This window comes from Pedobacter sp. MC2016-05, from assembly GCF_026239735.1.
Taxonomy (GTDB): domain Bacteria; phylum Bacteroidota; class Bacteroidia; order Sphingobacteriales; family Sphingobacteriaceae; genus Pedobacter.
Genome location: NZ_JAPIVT010000035.1, coordinates 1 through 17,346 on the forward strand (window position 1 = coordinate 1; position 17,346 = coordinate 17,346).

Consider the following 17,346-nt stretch of genomic DNA (forward strand, 5'->3'; position numbering starts at 1 on the left):
GAAAAAGCCCTGCAAGTCGCAGGGCTTTCCCAAAAAAGACAGGGATATAATTATTGAATTTTGATCGTTGTTGTAGAAGCTTCAGAAAGTTTAATCATTGTTGCTCCCCGCTCCTGCTTACCCGGCGTTTTAATCTGATAAGTAGCAACACCAGATAATTTTGCAGGCTGAGAAATCCTAACAATTGCTTCAGGTGTAAAATCATCTGCCTTTTGAACCTTTAGCAAAACTTCACCTGATGAAATATTATAACTCAGAGATTCTATTTTTCCTGCATCTAATGCAATCCATAAACCAATTGGAGCAATATAAACTGAAGATTTGGCAGCGTTGGTAAGCTCGACATTTACCTTGTTCCCCTTAATTTCTAAGTTCCCCCCAAAAGCCAGCCAGCCAAAATCCTGATGCTTCAGAATATAAGAAGAAGTATTAACGGCATAGCCAAAAAATCCAGATCCATAATCGCCTGTAATACCATCATTTTTTAAAGTTGACGGATAAGCATGGAAGGCAGCAGGTGCAAATCCATCTTTGGTAATGTTAGAAATGGAGCCCATTAATCCACCATAACCAGTACGTAGAAGGTAAAAATTATCCGGATTTTTTCTGTAGTCCATCAATACAGGAATAGCGTTTAAGGCAGAACCATAGTGGTGAATCATTCTTTCTACCCGCTGAAGCTTGCCGCCATAAAGAAAATCCCAATAGCGACGGGCATTGCCATTATATGCCCAATGTGGTAAAACAGGCATATAAGCTAGAATCGCATCAAGGGTTACTTTTGCCTTATCATCGTAGCCGAAATAGTTAGACCATACGTAAACTTCTTCCTGCCCGGTAGAATCCCAAGGCATTTCACTACCAAAAGGATATTGAAGGGAACGCCAGTGATTAGCCCTCTTTTTCATGGCTTCCTCTAATTTTCCTGCCTCATCATTCAAACCTTCGTTTTTCAGGTCATTTAAGATCAGATAGAAAACAGTTCCTTCCATTTGGCCAAATTGTGCATAGTAAGGTGCAATATTTACCATAGCCAAACCGGTTTCTGCAGCATCGATCAAATGCTGTTTCCATGTCGATTGGCTCACCAAACCTCTATAATTCCGAGCCAGTCGGTACATCATCCAATGAGCAGCGGCCACATGAGGATAATTGTATGAACGGCCTAAATTATCAGCTTCCTTTTTAGGCCAGGCAGACCATACTTTAAAATTTAAATCAGTTGCGTAGGTGTTTTTAGGCATTGAATCGGGTTCATAGTAAAACAAACTTTTTTTAACACCATATTTTTTCGGACCATCTTTCAGCTGTATTTGTCCGAACATTACAGTATCTACAAATTTTTGCAGCTTATTGATCTCAGCCTGATCAGGCTGCACCAGTTGTTTCATTATTGCTCCTAACCATGAACCTGCTCCACCTTCATCGCTGAGTCCCGCTATCCACGCCCTGTTATCCTGCACCACTTGCTGTTGTTTCTCGTAATCATAAGTAATGGCCGATGGAGATCGTTTAAAAATATCGCCAGGTTGGTCAAACCATTGTTTTGTGGTTAGAAACTTTCCATAACTGGAAATTACATCTTTTTCAGGAGCAATTACTTTGTAGTTAATAGTTTGTTCTAAACCATCTTCATAAACGATAGATAACCTTGCCCTTCCCCATAATTTTCCATTTACAGCATAAGTTTTCCAGCCATTTTTAGTTGTTGGCAAAGCAGCAAAGGTTAAGGCATTTTCAGGAAAAGAGGTAATCGATTTAATTTTTTTATCATAATGAATAAATAATTTGGCATTAACATCTTGCGCAATTACAAATCCGGGAACAGCTATTGCAACTGGCCTTTTATTTTCAACGAGTGTACGTTCTGTATCTTCCGCTTTACCCGATAAAATAAACTGCAAAGCATATGTTTTCGTCTCTCCAGGTTTGATGATGATTGATGTTGGCCTATTCCATTGTTCTGCGGTTTTCCATTCATTTTCTGCATATGCTTTGCTATGCACCATCCACTCATAAAAGCCTTCAAAGGCAATTCCCCTGGGTGTGCGATCATCGTTAAGGGGGTTATAGGCTTCGAAAGGAGTTTCGCCAACTGGCGCTACAATTAATGAAGGCGCCTGTCCGCTTAATCGCGTTACCTGCAAATAACCAGCACCATTGCCAATATATGGATCATAAAAAACATTTTTAGCATGCGTTTGCTCCAGTGTTCTTCCTTCTAATATATTATCAAAAATCATCGGGATACCCAAGGCACCAATTTCTACAGGAGTAGCGGTTTTATTTTTCAGTTCAAATTTTAAAGAAAGTTTGCCATTGTAAACTTCCCAGATCCGCTTTACCGCCAATGGATTATCAGCCGGAAAAGTTGCGGAAAGATCAGCTGCCGCAAATACCTTCCCTGCAACAGGCAATGCCCGAACCTGTTTGCGCTGTGCCGCACTATTATATTTTTTCCATTCTACCTCGCCAGCAATTCTTAATCGAAAATTGATATCCCCAAGATGATACAAACCATCTGAACTCCTCACCTTTAAGCTATCACTCGGCACAAAATCGAAACCCTCCACATTTTTCGGTTTCAAACCCGCTACAGTTTGTGATGATTTTACCAGTTTCAGATTAAATCCACCGGCATCAAACGATAGAAACCCATTATTTAAATCTAACGTAGAAGGCTTTTTTGACAAGTTAACCCAGGGCGACTGTGCGTTTAAATGGTTAACTGTAAAAGTAAAAATACAAGTTAAAATAAGGGTTTGTAATAGGCGTAAATGTATATTCATGGTTGATTAACGATTAGCTGAAAACATAATGCAAAACCAAAAATAGTCTTAATAAACAAAGGTTTACCAACTCCATTTACTTTAGGTAAAATCGGGAAATAATAGGCTTAATTATGGTTACTATTGAGTTGCTATCTCACAGCTGTTTACCATGATTTTTTCTCCGCACAAAAAGAAACTGATCTTATTGAAATTATTTGATGTTGACTAGCTTGATAAAAAACAGTTTGAATTTCGAAAGCAATCCTAGGCTGGAGATTGCTTCAGAAGTATGCTGTTTTTGCTCCGAAACATCAATAAATTCATGATCCTGTGCTTTAAACAGGCCGAAATGAGAGATAACAAAATCGGACATTGCATCTTTAGGGTTTTCGATTCTCATGCTGATTTGATCAATAAGTTTTTATGGTAGGTGAAGCAATTTTATATTGATGAATGAATTGCTTATCCCAAGGTAGCGAAAAATATTAGAAAATGAAAGAATGGAAACTTTGCAGATTTGCAGATCCCTACAGGCTCACCCGTTTACCGTTAAGCCATTTACAGTTTGTTAAAATCATGTAGCTATCTGATAAAAAATAATCATAAAAGCGCCAATGTTATTTATAATTTTATCCTGATTTAAAATGATTCAGTATCCATTGAAAGTAACGATAATTTGTAACGCCATTATCAGGGATTTATGATCAGGATATAGTAACTCATACAATAACTAAAAACACATGAGCAAATCAATTTCGTTTACCCATAGAAATAAAACTTACCTGGTAGTCTATGCTTTAATCTTATTCCTGTCGATGTGCAATATCAATAAAATTTGGGCACAAAGTGGCGATCAGATACTAGATGGCATTGGCGAGACCGGCATGAGCGCCCGATATATTTTCAATGGAGATTTAAAGGATTGGTCACGAAATAATTTACACGCGAAATCTGCCAGCAATGGCATTAAATTTATAAATGATACACGTTTTGGAGTGGTGCTTTCATTATCTGGCGAAAACAATTCCTTCCTCAACCTGCCATCAGAAGCCTTAAATGATTTAGAATCTTTAAGTATTACAGGCTGGGTATATCTCCGTTCAAAACAATCCGGCCAGTTTCTTCTGGATTTTGGAAAAAACAGCACTCAACATTTTTTTGCTGCCCCTTTTGGGATCCAAAGTGAAGAGGGTTTTCAAGCATACCTTGCAACAGATAAAACTAAAAACAGTGTGGTTTCACCATCATTGCCAGTTAACAAATGGGTAAATTTTGCCATAGTGATTGATATCCCTTCAAAATTAATCATGACTTATTTAGATGGAAAACCGGTAGGCAATACTCAAAATATAAAATTAGATCTCGCTGCTGTATTTGGCCAATCAGGTAAAAACAAAAACGTTCTATACATTGGGAAATCACTTATAGATGGTAATCCAAATCTTAATGCCTTGTTACACGACTTTCGAATTTACCGTGTTCCGCTAAATGGCAGGCAGATTGCAGGCATTTATCGAAATGCGAATAAAGGCGATAATGATAGTCAGGTGAATACGAACAGTAAACCTGAAGATAATCTTCCTGTTTTCGCAACGAATACGGCGCAACTTTACAATGCTAATTTAACCAGTGTAGCGAATGTTAAGGTGACAACGTCAACAGGAAACTTACCAAGATTACCTGCTTATGTTACCGGAACTTATAAGAATACAAGTGCTGGCCCAAAAGTCCGTGTCATCTGGCCTTCACCAACAGATAACGCATCGGTTTTAAAACCGGGTACTTACAACATCATAGGAAGTGTTCCTGGTACAAACTTCAAACCAACCGCAGCTGTTACCGTAAAAGATGCAAATCCGTCCATTTCACCATCATTAAAATTAGAACCTTTTCAGCTAAATCAGGTGTCGCTCAAAACAGATGCAGATGGGCATGAGACAAAGTTTCTCGAAAATCGGAACAAATTTCTAACTACATTAGCTAAAACCGATCCGAATTCATTTCTATATATGTTTCGCCATGCATTCGGGCAAAAGCAACCTGATGAGGCTAAACCTTTAGGTGTTTGGGATACGGAAGATACCAAGTTACGCGGCCATGCAACCGGACATTACCTTTCAGCAATTGCGCAGGCCTATGCAGGCACAACCTATGATCCAGCATTACAAGCGGTCTTCGCCAAAAAAATGGATTATATGGTCAATACGCTTTATGAATTATCACAATTATCTGGTAAACCACAAAAAAAAGGTGGTACTTATATCGCCGATCCTACTGCAATTCCTCCAGGACCGGGTAAAACAGATTATGACTCTGATTTAAGCGGCGCCGGGATCAGAACGGATTACTGGAATTGGGGCAAGGGCTTTATCAGTGCCTATCCGCCTGATCAGTTTATTATGTTGGAGCGAGGCGCAAAATATGGGGGTCAAAAAAATCAGGTTTGGGCACCATATTACACACTACACAAAATTTTAGCAGGTTTAATTGATGTTTATGAAGTAACCGGAAATAAAAAAGCACTTGAAATAGCTTCAAATATGGGCGATTGGGTTTACGCCCGCTTAAGTCGTGTACCGCAGGAAACACTTATAAAAATGTGGAACACCTACATCGCAGGTGAATTTGGTGGCATGAATGAGTCTATGGCGCATTTGTATCGAATAACAAAAAAACCAGAGCATCTTAAAACGGCACAGTTGTTTGATAACATTAAAGTGTTTTACGGCGATACAGCCCACTCGCATGGCTTGGCTAAAAATGTTGATATTTTCAGAGGCTTACATGCCAACCAGCACATCCCGCAAATTGTGGGCAGTATAGAAATGTATCGTGCCTCCAACAACCCTGAATATTATAGAATTGCCGATAACTTTTGGCATAAAATGATTGATGATTACATGTATAGCATTGGAGGAGTAGCGGGTGCACGAAACCCTGCAAATGCCGAATGTTTTATTGCGCAGCCGGCATCGCTTTACGAAAATGGTTTCTCTGAAGGTGGACAAAACGAAACCTGCGCAACTTACAACATGTTAAAATTAACCGGAGATCTTTTTCTTTATGATCAAAGGGGAGAATTAATGGATTATTATGAACGTGGTTTATACAATCACATTTTAGCCTCAGTGGCCGAAAACAGTCCGGCAAATACTTACCACGTTCCACTCCGGCCCGGATCAATAAAGCAATTTGGTAACGCCGACATGACCGGTTTTACCTGTTGCAATGGTACAGCGATAGAAAGTAGTACCAAACTGCAGAATTCGATCTATTTTAAAAGTAAAGATAACCAGGCGCTATTTGTAAATCTATATATTCCATCGGTATTAGATTGGACGGAAAAAAAGATAAAGATTGAACAGATCACGGATTTTCCAAAAAAAGATGAAACCAAATTAATCATAAAGGGCAATGGAAAGTTTGATGTTAATTTGCGTGTACCAGGTTGGGCAAGCAAAGGTTTCTTTGTAAAAATAAACGGAGTAACACAAAAATTCGATGCTAAGCCCGGCAGCTATATCAAATTAAATCGAAACTGGAAAAACAACGATACCATTGAATTGAAAATGCCTTTTACCTTCTATCTCGATCCGGTTATGGATCAGCAAAACGTGGCCAGTTTATTTTACGGGCCCATTTTATTAGCTGCCCAAGAACCTGAAGCCAGAAAAGATTGGCGAAAAATAACGCTTGATGCAAACGATATTAGTAAAAGTATTACAGGAAATGCTGAAGAATTACAGTTTACAATTGGTGATGCTGTATTCAAACCATTTTACAATACCTATGGCCGCCATTCCGTTTATTTAGATGTAACACTGAAATAAGTCTGCATTAAAAACATGCAATACACCGTTTTATACTTAGCCGCTAAACATTAATGAGGATATTTAGGATTTTTAACCAATCCCAAAAACAGCAATGCATTAATTCTAAAATTACAATTTAACCAATAGGCTATCCATCAAGGCTAGGCTTCTTACTGCAGGCCCATTGCATCCCTAAGGCATGATGAAGGCAGGATAAAGGCATCTTAAGGCATACATCATAATTGATCATAAAAAATTGATGGAATAAACTGTATTCGTTAATCCAATTTACACGCTAAAAAAACTGGTGTAAGCAAGCAAAGCCTGTCAATTATTTAGTATAGCTCGTTGATAAACACCGGATAGCTTTTTATAAAATTAAAAAAACATGTTATTTTCCGATACAAAACTTGGTAAAAATATTCTCCAGTAAGTCGTCGGTAGTAACTGTACCCGTAATTTCCCCCAGATAGTGTAAAGCTTGTTTAATATCCATCGCTAAAAAGTCAGACGTAACCGGATTATCTACATTAGCCAGTACACGTTGCAAAGCATTTTCGGTTTGTTTTAAAGCTTCTACATGGCGGATATTAGTCACTAAAGTTTCACTCGTGTTAATATGATGCAGATTAACCTGCTCCAACAAGGTGTTTTTCAACTCGTCTATTCCTTGCTTTTCTTTAGCTGAAATGAAAACAACATTTATATCTCCATAGGCTTTTCGTTGATCAGGGATGATTAAATCTGCTTTATTAACCAGAACCAGATAGGGAATTTCCAATTGGCTGAGTCCCCTCACCTGCTCCTCAATTTCAGCGATGCTTTGGGCAGCATCGGCCATATAAATAATCAGCTTCGCCTGCTTCATTTTCTCCAGCGTCCGCTCTACGCCCAAAGCCTCAATGATGTCGGCAGTATCCCGGATGCCGGCGGTATCAATAAAGCGGAAAACAATGCCCCCTATCGTCAGTTCATCTTCAATAGTATCTCGGGTGGTACCTGCGATGTCAGAAACAATAGCCCGTTCTTCATTCAGTAAGGCATTCAAAAGGGTCGATTTACCTACATTAGGTTTGCCGGCAATCACAATCGGAACACCATTTTTGATTACATTCCCCATCTCGAACGAAGAAATCAAGCGCCTCAAAACATGATTGATTTTATTTACTAAATTCGTCAGCTGTTCCCGGTTGGCAAATTCTACATCCTCTTCAGCAAAATCCAGCTCAAGCTCAATCATTGAAGCAAAATGAATCAATTGTTCCCGCAAAGCTTTCAACTCATTGGCAAAACCTCCACGCATCTGTTGCATGGCTACATCATGTGATGCTTTCGAGTTCGAGGCAATCAAATCGGCCACGGCCTCTGCCTGACTGAGATCAAAAGCCCCGTTCAAAAATGCCCGCAAAGTGAATTCGCCAGGTTTGGCTGCTCTTGCACCTTTGGCAATCAACAGATTAATAATTTGCTGAATAATATAATTGGAACCATGGCAGGATATTTCCACCACATTTTCTTTGGTATACGATTTTGGCGCAACAAATAACCCGGCCACCACCTCATCAACAATATGATCGCCATCCTTAATTAAACCAAAATGCAAAGTATGTGAAGCCTGTTCCGCCAGGTTCTTACCGGCAAAAACAGCATTAGTAAGTTCAATAGCATCCGGTCCAGATAAACGGATCACGCCAATGGCGCCCGATCCTGATGGGGTAGATAACGCAATAATGGTATCTTGATTATTCATGTTTCCTTTTTCTAACCGCAAAAATAAGGCTATTTAAATAGGATAACGTGGGTAAAGGGTAATTTTTTCGCATTTCCTCCGGCACTTTCGCTCAATGAACCCAATGCATTCTTCGGAAAATATTAAACAGGTCCAAGTTTGCAAAACCAGATCAGAAGCATAAATACACTACCTGCATTAAAATATTGATTTATCTCCACACCACATTTTTTTTACTTTAAGAAGCATTTATTTTTAGCCCTTTCGCTAAATTTGAAGATGAAAAACATTGGTGATGCACCGGATGAGGCACAAAAATTCCCCGAAAACTTCAATCCAAATGGGGACGACCTCACCTCACTGCTCCTCCTGAATGCGCTTCCGCAACAGGTTTGGAAAGCAGACGCTGAGGGCATGATCGATTATGTGAACGATACCATTTGCCGTGATTTCGGCCATGAACAATCCACCATCATCCAAAGCGGTTGGGAATCCTTTCTACATCCCGAAGATCTTTCCGAAAGCTTACATATTTGGCACGAATCGCTCAAAACAGAAAAAGAATATACCACAGAGTTCCGGTTGCGATTTGCCGACGGCCACTATTATTGGCACCTGGCAAGGGCCGTACTGGTAAAACGCGAAGGTAAACCCAACTTTTGGGTGGGAACCAATACCAATATACAAGACCACAAAAACATCGAATTCCGTAAGGATGAATTTATTTCCATTGCTAGCCACGAACTCAAAACGCCGCTCACTTCCATAAAAGGCTATAACCAGATGTTGCTTCGCAAAGTGGAAGACGAAGCCATTAAAGCCTACCTTTTGCGTACGGAAGGCCAGTTGAGCAGGCTCGAAAAATTGATTAAAGATCTCCTGGATGTGAGTAAAATCAATGCGGGAAAAATGCTCTTGAACATCGAAAGTTTCAACTTTTCGCTGATGTTACAGGAAGCCATCACCGCAATGCAGCAACTTTCGCCCAATCACCAGATCATCCTGGATAACCAGCTCGATCTTCAGTTTGAGGGCGATCATTACCGCTTAGAACAAGTGGTGCAAAATTTCCTCTCCAACGCGGTAAAATATTCGCCTGATGCAGATCGCGTGGTGGTTACCACGGCCTTAAAGGATGGAAATGTGATCGTTTCCGTAACGGATTTTGGGATAGGCATCGAAACAGTGCATCTGGGTAAATTATTCGATCGTTATTATCGGGCTGACAATTCTTCTGCCCGTTTCGATGGTTTGGGTTTAGGCCTTTTTATTTCTGCAGAAATCATCAAACGTCATGGTGGAAGTTTTTGGATAGAAAGCGAGCTAGGGAAGGGTTCCGTTTTCTCCTTTAAATTACCTTTAGACCCTAGCCGACCGATTGTGCCCGAAATGAGAACTACAGATCATTATAAAGATCGATACCTGACCATCTCCTGCCCCGAAAATGATGACATCATGTACGTGGAATGGGTGGGCCATCAAGACATGCGATCTGTTAAACATGGAGGCGCATTAATGATTGAATATTTAAAAGCGAATCCTCGTTCAAAAGTATTTAACGACAATCGCCTCGTTTTAGGAACCTGGTCTGAGGCATCTGATTGGGCCGCAGAAACCTGGCTGCCATTAATGGAACTAGCAGGCCTGCAATTCTTCGCTTGGATTTTCTCAGCCAGTGTATTTAGCCAATTATCAGCACAAAAAAGTGTCGATAACGAAGAAAAAACTTCACAAATTGAATTCTTCCATTCTGCAGATGAAGCAATGGTTTGGTTAAGGAAATGTGGGTACAGTTTAGAACATTAACCACAGAGGAAACTCAGATTTCACAAAAAAAAACACAGAGAACTGATCACACTAAACAAGATTCTCTGTGCTTTTTATTTATATTAGGAAAGAGTAATTAAAAACATTGAGCATTCGCATTTCTTAATAGGATTATAACAAACATAACAACCCTATTGCACACCGCCCTTTCCATCATGCTATGCTTCCCCTTTCAGGGGGAAGGTGCCCGCAGGGCAGATGGGGGCTAATTCCAGCCTCCGCCTAAACTTCTATACAAACCCACCACGGCATTTAACTGCTCTGTTTTAATGGTGGTCAACTCCAGTTCGCTTTGCAACAAATTTCCCTGGGCAGTAATTACCTCCAGGTAGTTGGCCATACCGCTTTTAAACAATAAGCTTGCATTTTTCGAAGCCTGCTGTAGCGTTTGTGCCCTCTTGGCAGCAATGCTGTATTGTGTTTTTAACTTTTCTACTTTTGTTAACTCATCAGAAACCTCACCTACCGCATTAATCACCGACTGGCGGAATTGAATAACCGTTTTTTCGCGGTGAATCTTTGCCAGTGCCAGGTTAGATTTCAGCTGTCCCCGTTGGAAAATCGGCTGCGTAATTCCTCCGGAAACTAACCCGAATAATGATGCCGGCATGCTAAACCAGTTGCTTGCTTTGAAAGAATTAACCCCACCACTTGCGCTGATCACTAAAGAAGGATATAAACTTGCAGTAGCCACCCCAACCTTGGCATTGGCTACATTCAGCGCCAGCTCTGCAGATTTAATATCGGGTCTGCGACTTAACAGTGAGGAAGGAAAGCCCGCATTCAAATCCTGTGGAATAGCCATTTTATCCAAACGGCTCGTACGATCTATTGCCTTTGGCAAGATGCCGATTAAAACACTCAGCGCATTCTCCTGTAAAGTAACATTTTGCTCCAATCTTGGAATCAGTTGCGCTGCATTTAACTGCTGCGCCTCTGCCTGCTGAATAGCAAGCGAAGTAACTTGCCCGGCATCAAACTGTAAATTGATAATCCGCAAAGTGCTATCGTTTAGCTTTAAATTTTTCCTGGCGATTTCCAGTTGCGCATCCAACATCAACAAATTATAATAGCCTTGTGCAACATTGGCTACCAATCTGGTTTGAACTGCTTTACGGGCTTCTTCGGTTTGCAAAAAACTGGCTAAAGCGCCAGCTTTTTGATTGCGGATTTTACCCCAGATATCGGCTTCCCAAAGTACGCCAAGGTTGGCCGTATAGTCTTCAATATGAGTTGAGCCAGTAAACTGGTTCAAACTTAAGCCGTTCAAACTATTATCAGATGGGCGGCTGGAACTCGCGGCAACCTGCAACTTCAATTCTGGTAAATAACCCAACTTCGACTGTTTGAACAAAACTTCTGCAGCATCGATGTTTTTCAAAGCAAGTTGCATATCAACATTTTTAACCAAAGCGGTATCAATTAAATTTTGAACCGTAAGGTCGTTGATGAAGTTTTTTAAAGGCAAATCTCCAACACTCGAAGAGTCTTTTTGTATGGCGTTTCTAAATAACCCCGGCACAAGATTTGGCAAGGATACATCTTTGGAAACTGAACATCCGCTCCAGATTAAAGCAAGGAGCAGGATGGTAAGAATATTAAACCGTTTCATATAATTCATGATTTATAGGAGCTTCTTCATAATAATGTGGAACCTCCTCTTGTGATTTTTTTGAAAATTTTTCCTGGATGGCCTGGAAGATGACAAAGAGTACAGGAATGATAAACAAACCTAAAAATACCCCCGAAACCATACCTCCGGCAGCCCCGATACTAATCGAATGGTTACCCTGCGCCGATGGGCCAGTTGCCCCCATCATCGGTATCAAACCAACAATGAAAGCCAGGGAAGTCATAATGATCGGACGGAGCCTCGATTTTGCAGCCTCTAAAGCCGCAGCCACCAAGGGCTGTCCTGCCCTCCTTCGTTGAACACCAAACTCCACAATTAAAATTGCATTTTTGGCGAGCAATCCAATCAACATAATCAATGCTACCTGTACATAAATGTTATTTTGGATTCCCGTTAAACCAATCGCAACAAATACCCCGAATATTCCGGCAGGAATAGATAAAATTACCGCCAATGGTAAGATATAACTCTCATACTGTGCCGAAAGCAGGAAGTAAATAAATACCAGACACAGTAAGAATATCACGGTAGATTGTCCGCCTGAAGAAATCTCTTCACGGGTTTGTCCTGAAAATTCGTAGCTGTAACCGGCAGGCAATTGTTTCTCCGCAACTTCTTCAATGGCTTTAATTGCTTGTCCTGAACTATAGCCTGGTTTTGGAATGGCATTGATAGAGATAGAGTTGAACAAATTATATCTCGACGCGGTTTCAGAACCATAAATACGGCTCAATTTCACCAGCGTGTTAATCGGTACCATTTCGCCCCGGTTACTTTTCACAAATACCCTGTCAATGGTCGATGGGTCTGCCCTGTCCTGAACATCAGCCTGAACAACAACACGATAATATTTACCAAAGCGGTTAAAGTCTGAAGCCTGTGCACTACCGAAATAGGTTTGCATCGTTTGCAGAATATCTTTCACATTCACGCCCAGCTGATCGGCTTTTTCATCATTAATATCCAGTTGTAATTGTGGATAATCTGCCTTAAAACTCGTAAAAGCTACCGCAATCTCCGGACGTTTCATCAACTCGCCAATAAACTCTTGCGAAATGCCACTAAACTTATCCAGTTTACCACCTGTTTTATCCTGAAGCACCATATCCAGCGCTTCCACATTACTAAATCCTGGTACGGTTGGGAAACTGAATACAAAGAAACTTCCACCAGAGATGGCACCTAATTGACCACGAACCTGGTTCATAATCTCTTCAATATTTTTTACAGCACCCCGTTCTTCATTTGGTTTCAAGAGTACAAACACTACAGCCGATGATGGACTGGTAGAATTGGTTAAAAGGTTGAAGCCGGAAATGGCGGTAACATCTCTTGAGGCATCAAGCTTGCTCAACAAATCCTCTGCTTGTGTCATTACTTTCTGCGTTCCATCCAATGAAGTTCCCGAAGGCGTGTTTACTGCAATGGCAATAAAACCTTGATCTTCGGTTGGAATAAAGCCCGCAGGAGTAGTTTTAACCATAAAAACCGTCGCCAATGTAATTAACGCTAAACCACCCATGCTCAACCATTTGTGTCGAACCAAAAACTTTAATCCGCCAACGTAACGGTTAGTTAAGGAGTTAAAACTGTGGTTAAACCCGTTGAAAAACCTTTGCTTGAAGTTTGGTTTAACAGCTGGCTTGTCACTAGGTGTGGAATGATTGTCTTTTAGAAACAAGGCCGCTAGTGCCGGACTTAAAGTCAACGCATTTACTGCAGAAATTACAATGGCGATGGCCATGGTAAAGGCAAACTGCCTGTAAAATACGCCTGTTGAACCTTCCATAAAACCGACAGGTAGAAATACCGCAGCCATAACCAAAGTAATGGAAATGATGGCACCGGTAATTTCATGCATCGCTTCATGGGTTGCCGCTTTCGGACCTAAATGCTTGTGCTCCATCTTCGCATGCACTGCTTCCACCACGACAATCGCATCATCAACCACAATACCAATGGCCAGAATGAGGGCGAAAAGTGTTAACAGATTGATGGAGAATCCAAACAACTGCATAAAAAAGAAAGTACCTAAAATGGCTACTGGAACAGCAATAGCTGGGATCAGGGTTGAGCGGAAATCTTGCAGAAACAGGAATACCACGATAAATACCAATATAAAGGCTTCAACAAGAGTATGCTCTACCTGCTCAATAGATTGATCTAAAGAAACTTTTGTACTGTAGAAAATATTCTTTTTAATTCCGGCTGGAAAACTTTTTTCCTGTTTATCCATCAGCTTGTTAATCGCAACCTGAATATCGTTCGAGTTGGACCCCGCCAACTGGATAATGCCCATTACGATCGCTTTTTTACCGTTGATGCGGGTAATACTGTTGTAAGAATAAGCCCCAAGTTCTATCCTCGCTACATCTTTCAGGTGCAAAACAGAACCATCGGCATTTGCACGTATAGCTATATTTTCATATTCTTCGGGTTTAGTTAGTTTACCTTTATACTTAATTACATACTCGAAAACCTCTTTACTTTTTTCGCCAAATTTACCTGGAGCTGCCTCCAAACTTTTATCCTGAATGGCTTTCATGATTTCATTTGGCGTAACCTGGTAAGTAGCCATTTGGGTTGGATTTAACCAAACCCGCATCGAATAATCTTTTACTCCACCAAAAATAGCGGCCGAACCTACTCCAGGGATACGTTTGATCTCCGGGATGATGTTGATTTGGGCATAGTTGGCAATGAAAGTCTGATCATATTTCTTCTCATCATCGGTGTATAAACCAATGGCCATGATGAAACTGTTTTGCTGTTTTGCCGTGGTTACCCCTTGTTGTACCACTTCGGTCGGCAACTGACTCGTAGCCTGGGCCACACGGTTTTGAACATTTACCGCAGCCTGATCTGCATTTGTACCTAATTTAAAGAAAACGGTAATGGCTAACGAACCATCGTTACTTGCAGTAGAACTCATATAAGTCATGTTTTCTACCCCATTGATGGATTCTTCTAGCGATGGTGCAACCGAACGTAAAACCGTTTCGGCATTCGCACCCGGATATACAGCTGTAACCAAAACCGATGGCGGCGCAATATCAGGGAATTGTTGCAAAGGCAACTTCGTAAGACCAAGTACACCTAATATCACCAATAAAATGGAGATTACGGTTGCCAGTACCGGCCTTTGTATAAATATCTTGAACATTGTTTTTTATTTATTTTTTGTTCTTATTGTATGCTTTAAGTTTTTTAGTCTCGAAATCAAGGAATTTTCCTCCAAACTCAAGACCTCAAACTCCCAACTATTTCTTTAAGCTCGCTGCTTTATCAGTAGCTTTTTCAGGGGTAATCACCTGTCCTTCCTGCAAACGATCTAAGCCACTTAGCACGATTTGGTCGCCAGATTTTACGCCGTCTTTGATCAGGTAGTTGTTTCCACTTTTACCGATAACAGTGATAGGCATTTTGCTCACCTTGTTGCCTTTGTTCAAAGCGAATACAAAAACTTTATCCTGCATTTCTACAGTAGCCGACTGAGGAATTAGAATGGCATCATCGTGTTTCAAACCAAGGCGAAGTTTGCCTGTATTTCCCGAACGTAAAGTTCCGCTGGCATTTGGAAAACTTGCTCTTAATGTAATTGCACCAGTGTTTTTATCAAACTGACCATCAATCATATCAATCTTTCCTTTGATCGGATAGATAGAATTGTCGGCAAGAACCAACTCAACAGCCGGAAGATGTTTGATTCTATCTGCAGGAGATTTACCTGGATAATTTGTATTGAAACTGTTGAAATCGTTTTCTGCAAGTGAGAAGTAAACATGCACTTCGTGGATATCAGATAATTGAGTTAAAGCAGTTTGATCGGTTGGCGATACCAAACTTCCTTGCTTTTTAGGTATGCGGCCGATGTAGCCACTAACCGTTGCCTTAACATTGGTATAACCCAGGTTAATTTTGGCTGAAGCGACACTTGCTCTAGCTTGCTCGGCATTTGCCTGGGCAATTTTATAGGCTGTTTTAGCTGTTTTTAACTGAAACTCAGAAACAACCTTATTCTGAACAAGTGGTGTTAGCTTATCAACTTCCAATTGTGCATTAAGAATGGCAGCTTCCGCTGCGTGCAAACTTGCTTTTGCATTGTTCAGTGCTTCACGGTATGGGTTTTCATTGATCTTAAAAAGCGTTTGCCCAGCTGAAACAAAGGCTCCTTCGTTAACCAACACGCTTTGTAAATAACCGCTAACTTGTGGTCTAACATCAATATCAACCGCTCCCTGAATAGATGCTGGGTATTCGATGAAAGTTGTTTCTGTGCTTTCATTGACCATACTAACAGGCAAAACAGGCGGTGGTGGTGCAGCTGCAGCTTGGTCAGGCGATGATTTACAACTTACTAAAGCTACAGAGAGTGTAAATAAAATTAACACTGACTTAACATTATTAAACTGTTTAACAGTGTTAAGTGAAATAAATAGGCGATGGATAGCATTCATATGAAATATAATTTATTATGGATTTAAAGTGTATAAATAATCTAACAGTGTTAAATGATAGATTAAAAAATTTTTAACTGTTAATAGATAGCGTGATACCTTTGATGGCGTCTTTTAAAATTTGTTGGTTAAGATCGTCAGTTGTTCTACCATTTGGGCGTACTAGATTGATTGAGATTAACCCGTGAATGATAGACCAGTAGGTATAGTACTTCATGCAGATATCATCTTCAGATACTGGTTTGTTTGTAAATAAAGATTCAATCACATCGCCTAGCATGGCAGAAACTTGTTCAGCTTCTTGCATAGAATTTTTCACTGTGCAACAAACCATATCCACACCATACATTAACTGGTAAAATTCTTTGTGTGAAAAAGCAAAGTTCCAATAGGCTACCCACATGGCTTCCATTTTATCTTCAGGCTTTTCGTGATCATCACGGGCTTCACGAATCGCTTTGCCCAAAATCTGATAACCTCTTCTTGTTAATTCCAGCAAAATACCTTCTTTATTTGGAAAATATTCATAAATGATCGGCGCTGTATACTCAATCTGGTCGGCAATTTTACGCATACTTAAAGCCTGCCACCCTTCCGTTTGAACAATGTTCAAGGCTGCATCCAGAATACTGGTTCTGGTTTCTTCTTTTAAACGTAAAATTCTTTCTTTGCTTCCCATGACTGGAATTTATTAAGTGTAAATAATCTAACACCGTTAAGCAAATGTAGAACCATTTCAGAAATTGACAATCATTGAATTGTCAAATGAAATTTGGACATGGTAACTATTACCTGCAGATAGTTTAAACAAGGATTCTAGAAGTAATTAATATTGTAGACAGATTTTGGTGACTCACAAAAATCGTGACAAGCAGACGTTTTTCTTTTTGGAAAGCAACTCATCGTCATTTCGAATGAAGCGCAGCGCAATTGAGAAATCTTTGAATCATGCCAAACTTGCTTTAAAGTTCCTTCACTAGGGTCGAAATGATGACAATGAAAATGAATTTAATACTTTTTTCCATCGGTTGGTGTCTCATCAACCGAAACGATCATAAACACGTGGATGGTAAAATACCAACCACTAAGACAAAGATTTCTCCACTGCGCTCGAAAT

9 protein-coding genes are annotated in these 17,346 nt (G+C 40.2%); 2 read left to right on the forward strand and 7 right to left on the reverse strand.

The window, feature by feature from the left end; genetic code table 11:
- Window positions 1-50 precede the first annotated feature (50 nt).
- Both OQZ33_RS23735 and OQZ33_RS23740 read right to left on the reverse strand, forming a co-directional pair.
- A complete protein-coding gene (locus tag OQZ33_RS23735; protein WP_265802030.1) occupies window positions 51-2,789 on the reverse strand; it encodes a DUF5695 domain-containing protein in 2,739 nt (912 codons plus the stop codon).
- A gap of 193 nt (window positions 2,790-2,982) precedes the next feature.
- Window positions 2,983-3,171, reverse strand: coding sequence for a hypothetical protein (locus OQZ33_RS23740; RefSeq protein ID WP_265802032.1), 189 nt, complete (start codon window positions 3,169-3,171; stop codon window positions 2,983-2,985).
- Window positions 3,172-3,511: 340 nt separating this feature from the next.
- Here OQZ33_RS23740 and OQZ33_RS23745 point away from each other — a divergent pair, with 340 nt between their 5' ends.
- Window positions 3,512-6,601: a beta-L-arabinofuranosidase domain-containing protein gene (locus OQZ33_RS23745; protein ID WP_265802033.1), complete on the forward strand. Its 3,090-nt coding sequence runs from the start codon at window positions 3,512-3,514 to the stop codon at window positions 6,599-6,601.
- A gap of 373 nt (window positions 6,602-6,974) precedes the next feature.
- On the opposite strand, the gene mnmE is transcribed toward OQZ33_RS23745, so the two are convergent.
- Window positions 6,975-8,333 carry a tRNA uridine-5-carboxymethylaminomethyl(34) synthesis GTPase MnmE gene (mnmE, locus tag OQZ33_RS23750; RefSeq protein ID WP_265802035.1) on the reverse strand — a complete coding sequence of 453 codons (1,359 nt, stop codon included), beginning with the start codon at window positions 8,331-8,333 and terminating at the stop codon, window positions 6,975-6,977.
- Between the two features lie 258 nt (window positions 8,334-8,591).
- Here mnmE and OQZ33_RS23755 point away from each other — a divergent pair, with 258 nt between their 5' ends.
- Window positions 8,592-10,118, forward strand: a complete 1,527-nt coding sequence (locus OQZ33_RS23755) for a PAS domain-containing sensor histidine kinase (protein ID WP_265802037.1) — start codon at window positions 8,592-8,594, stop codon at window positions 10,116-10,118.
- 226 nt (window positions 10,119-10,344) lie between these two features.
- On the opposite strand, the gene OQZ33_RS23760 is transcribed toward OQZ33_RS23755, so the two are convergent.
- From OQZ33_RS23760 to OQZ33_RS23775, 4 genes are all read right to left on the reverse strand, one after another.
- Window positions 10,345-11,751 (reverse strand): TolC family protein, encoded by a 1,407-nt coding sequence (locus OQZ33_RS23760; protein ID WP_265802038.1) that lies wholly within the window; start codon window positions 11,749-11,751, stop codon window positions 10,345-10,347.
- Window positions 11,738-14,935, reverse strand: coding sequence for an efflux RND transporter permease subunit (locus tag OQZ33_RS23765; RefSeq protein ID WP_265802040.1), 3,198 nt, complete (start codon window positions 14,933-14,935; stop codon window positions 11,738-11,740). Before OQZ33_RS23765 ends, OQZ33_RS23760 begins: the two co-directional genes overlap by 14 nt.
- 97 nt (window positions 14,936-15,032) lie before the next feature.
- Complete coding sequence (locus tag OQZ33_RS23770) at window positions 15,033-16,229, reverse strand: efflux RND transporter periplasmic adaptor subunit (RefSeq protein WP_265802042.1); 1,197 nt, start codon at window positions 16,227-16,229, stop codon at window positions 15,033-15,035.
- Between the two features lie 73 nt (window positions 16,230-16,302).
- Window positions 16,303-16,908 (reverse strand): TetR/AcrR family transcriptional regulator, encoded by a 606-nt coding sequence (locus tag OQZ33_RS23775; protein ID WP_265802044.1) that lies wholly within the window; start codon window positions 16,906-16,908, stop codon window positions 16,303-16,305.
- Between the last annotated feature and the right edge of the window lie 438 nt (window positions 16,909-17,346).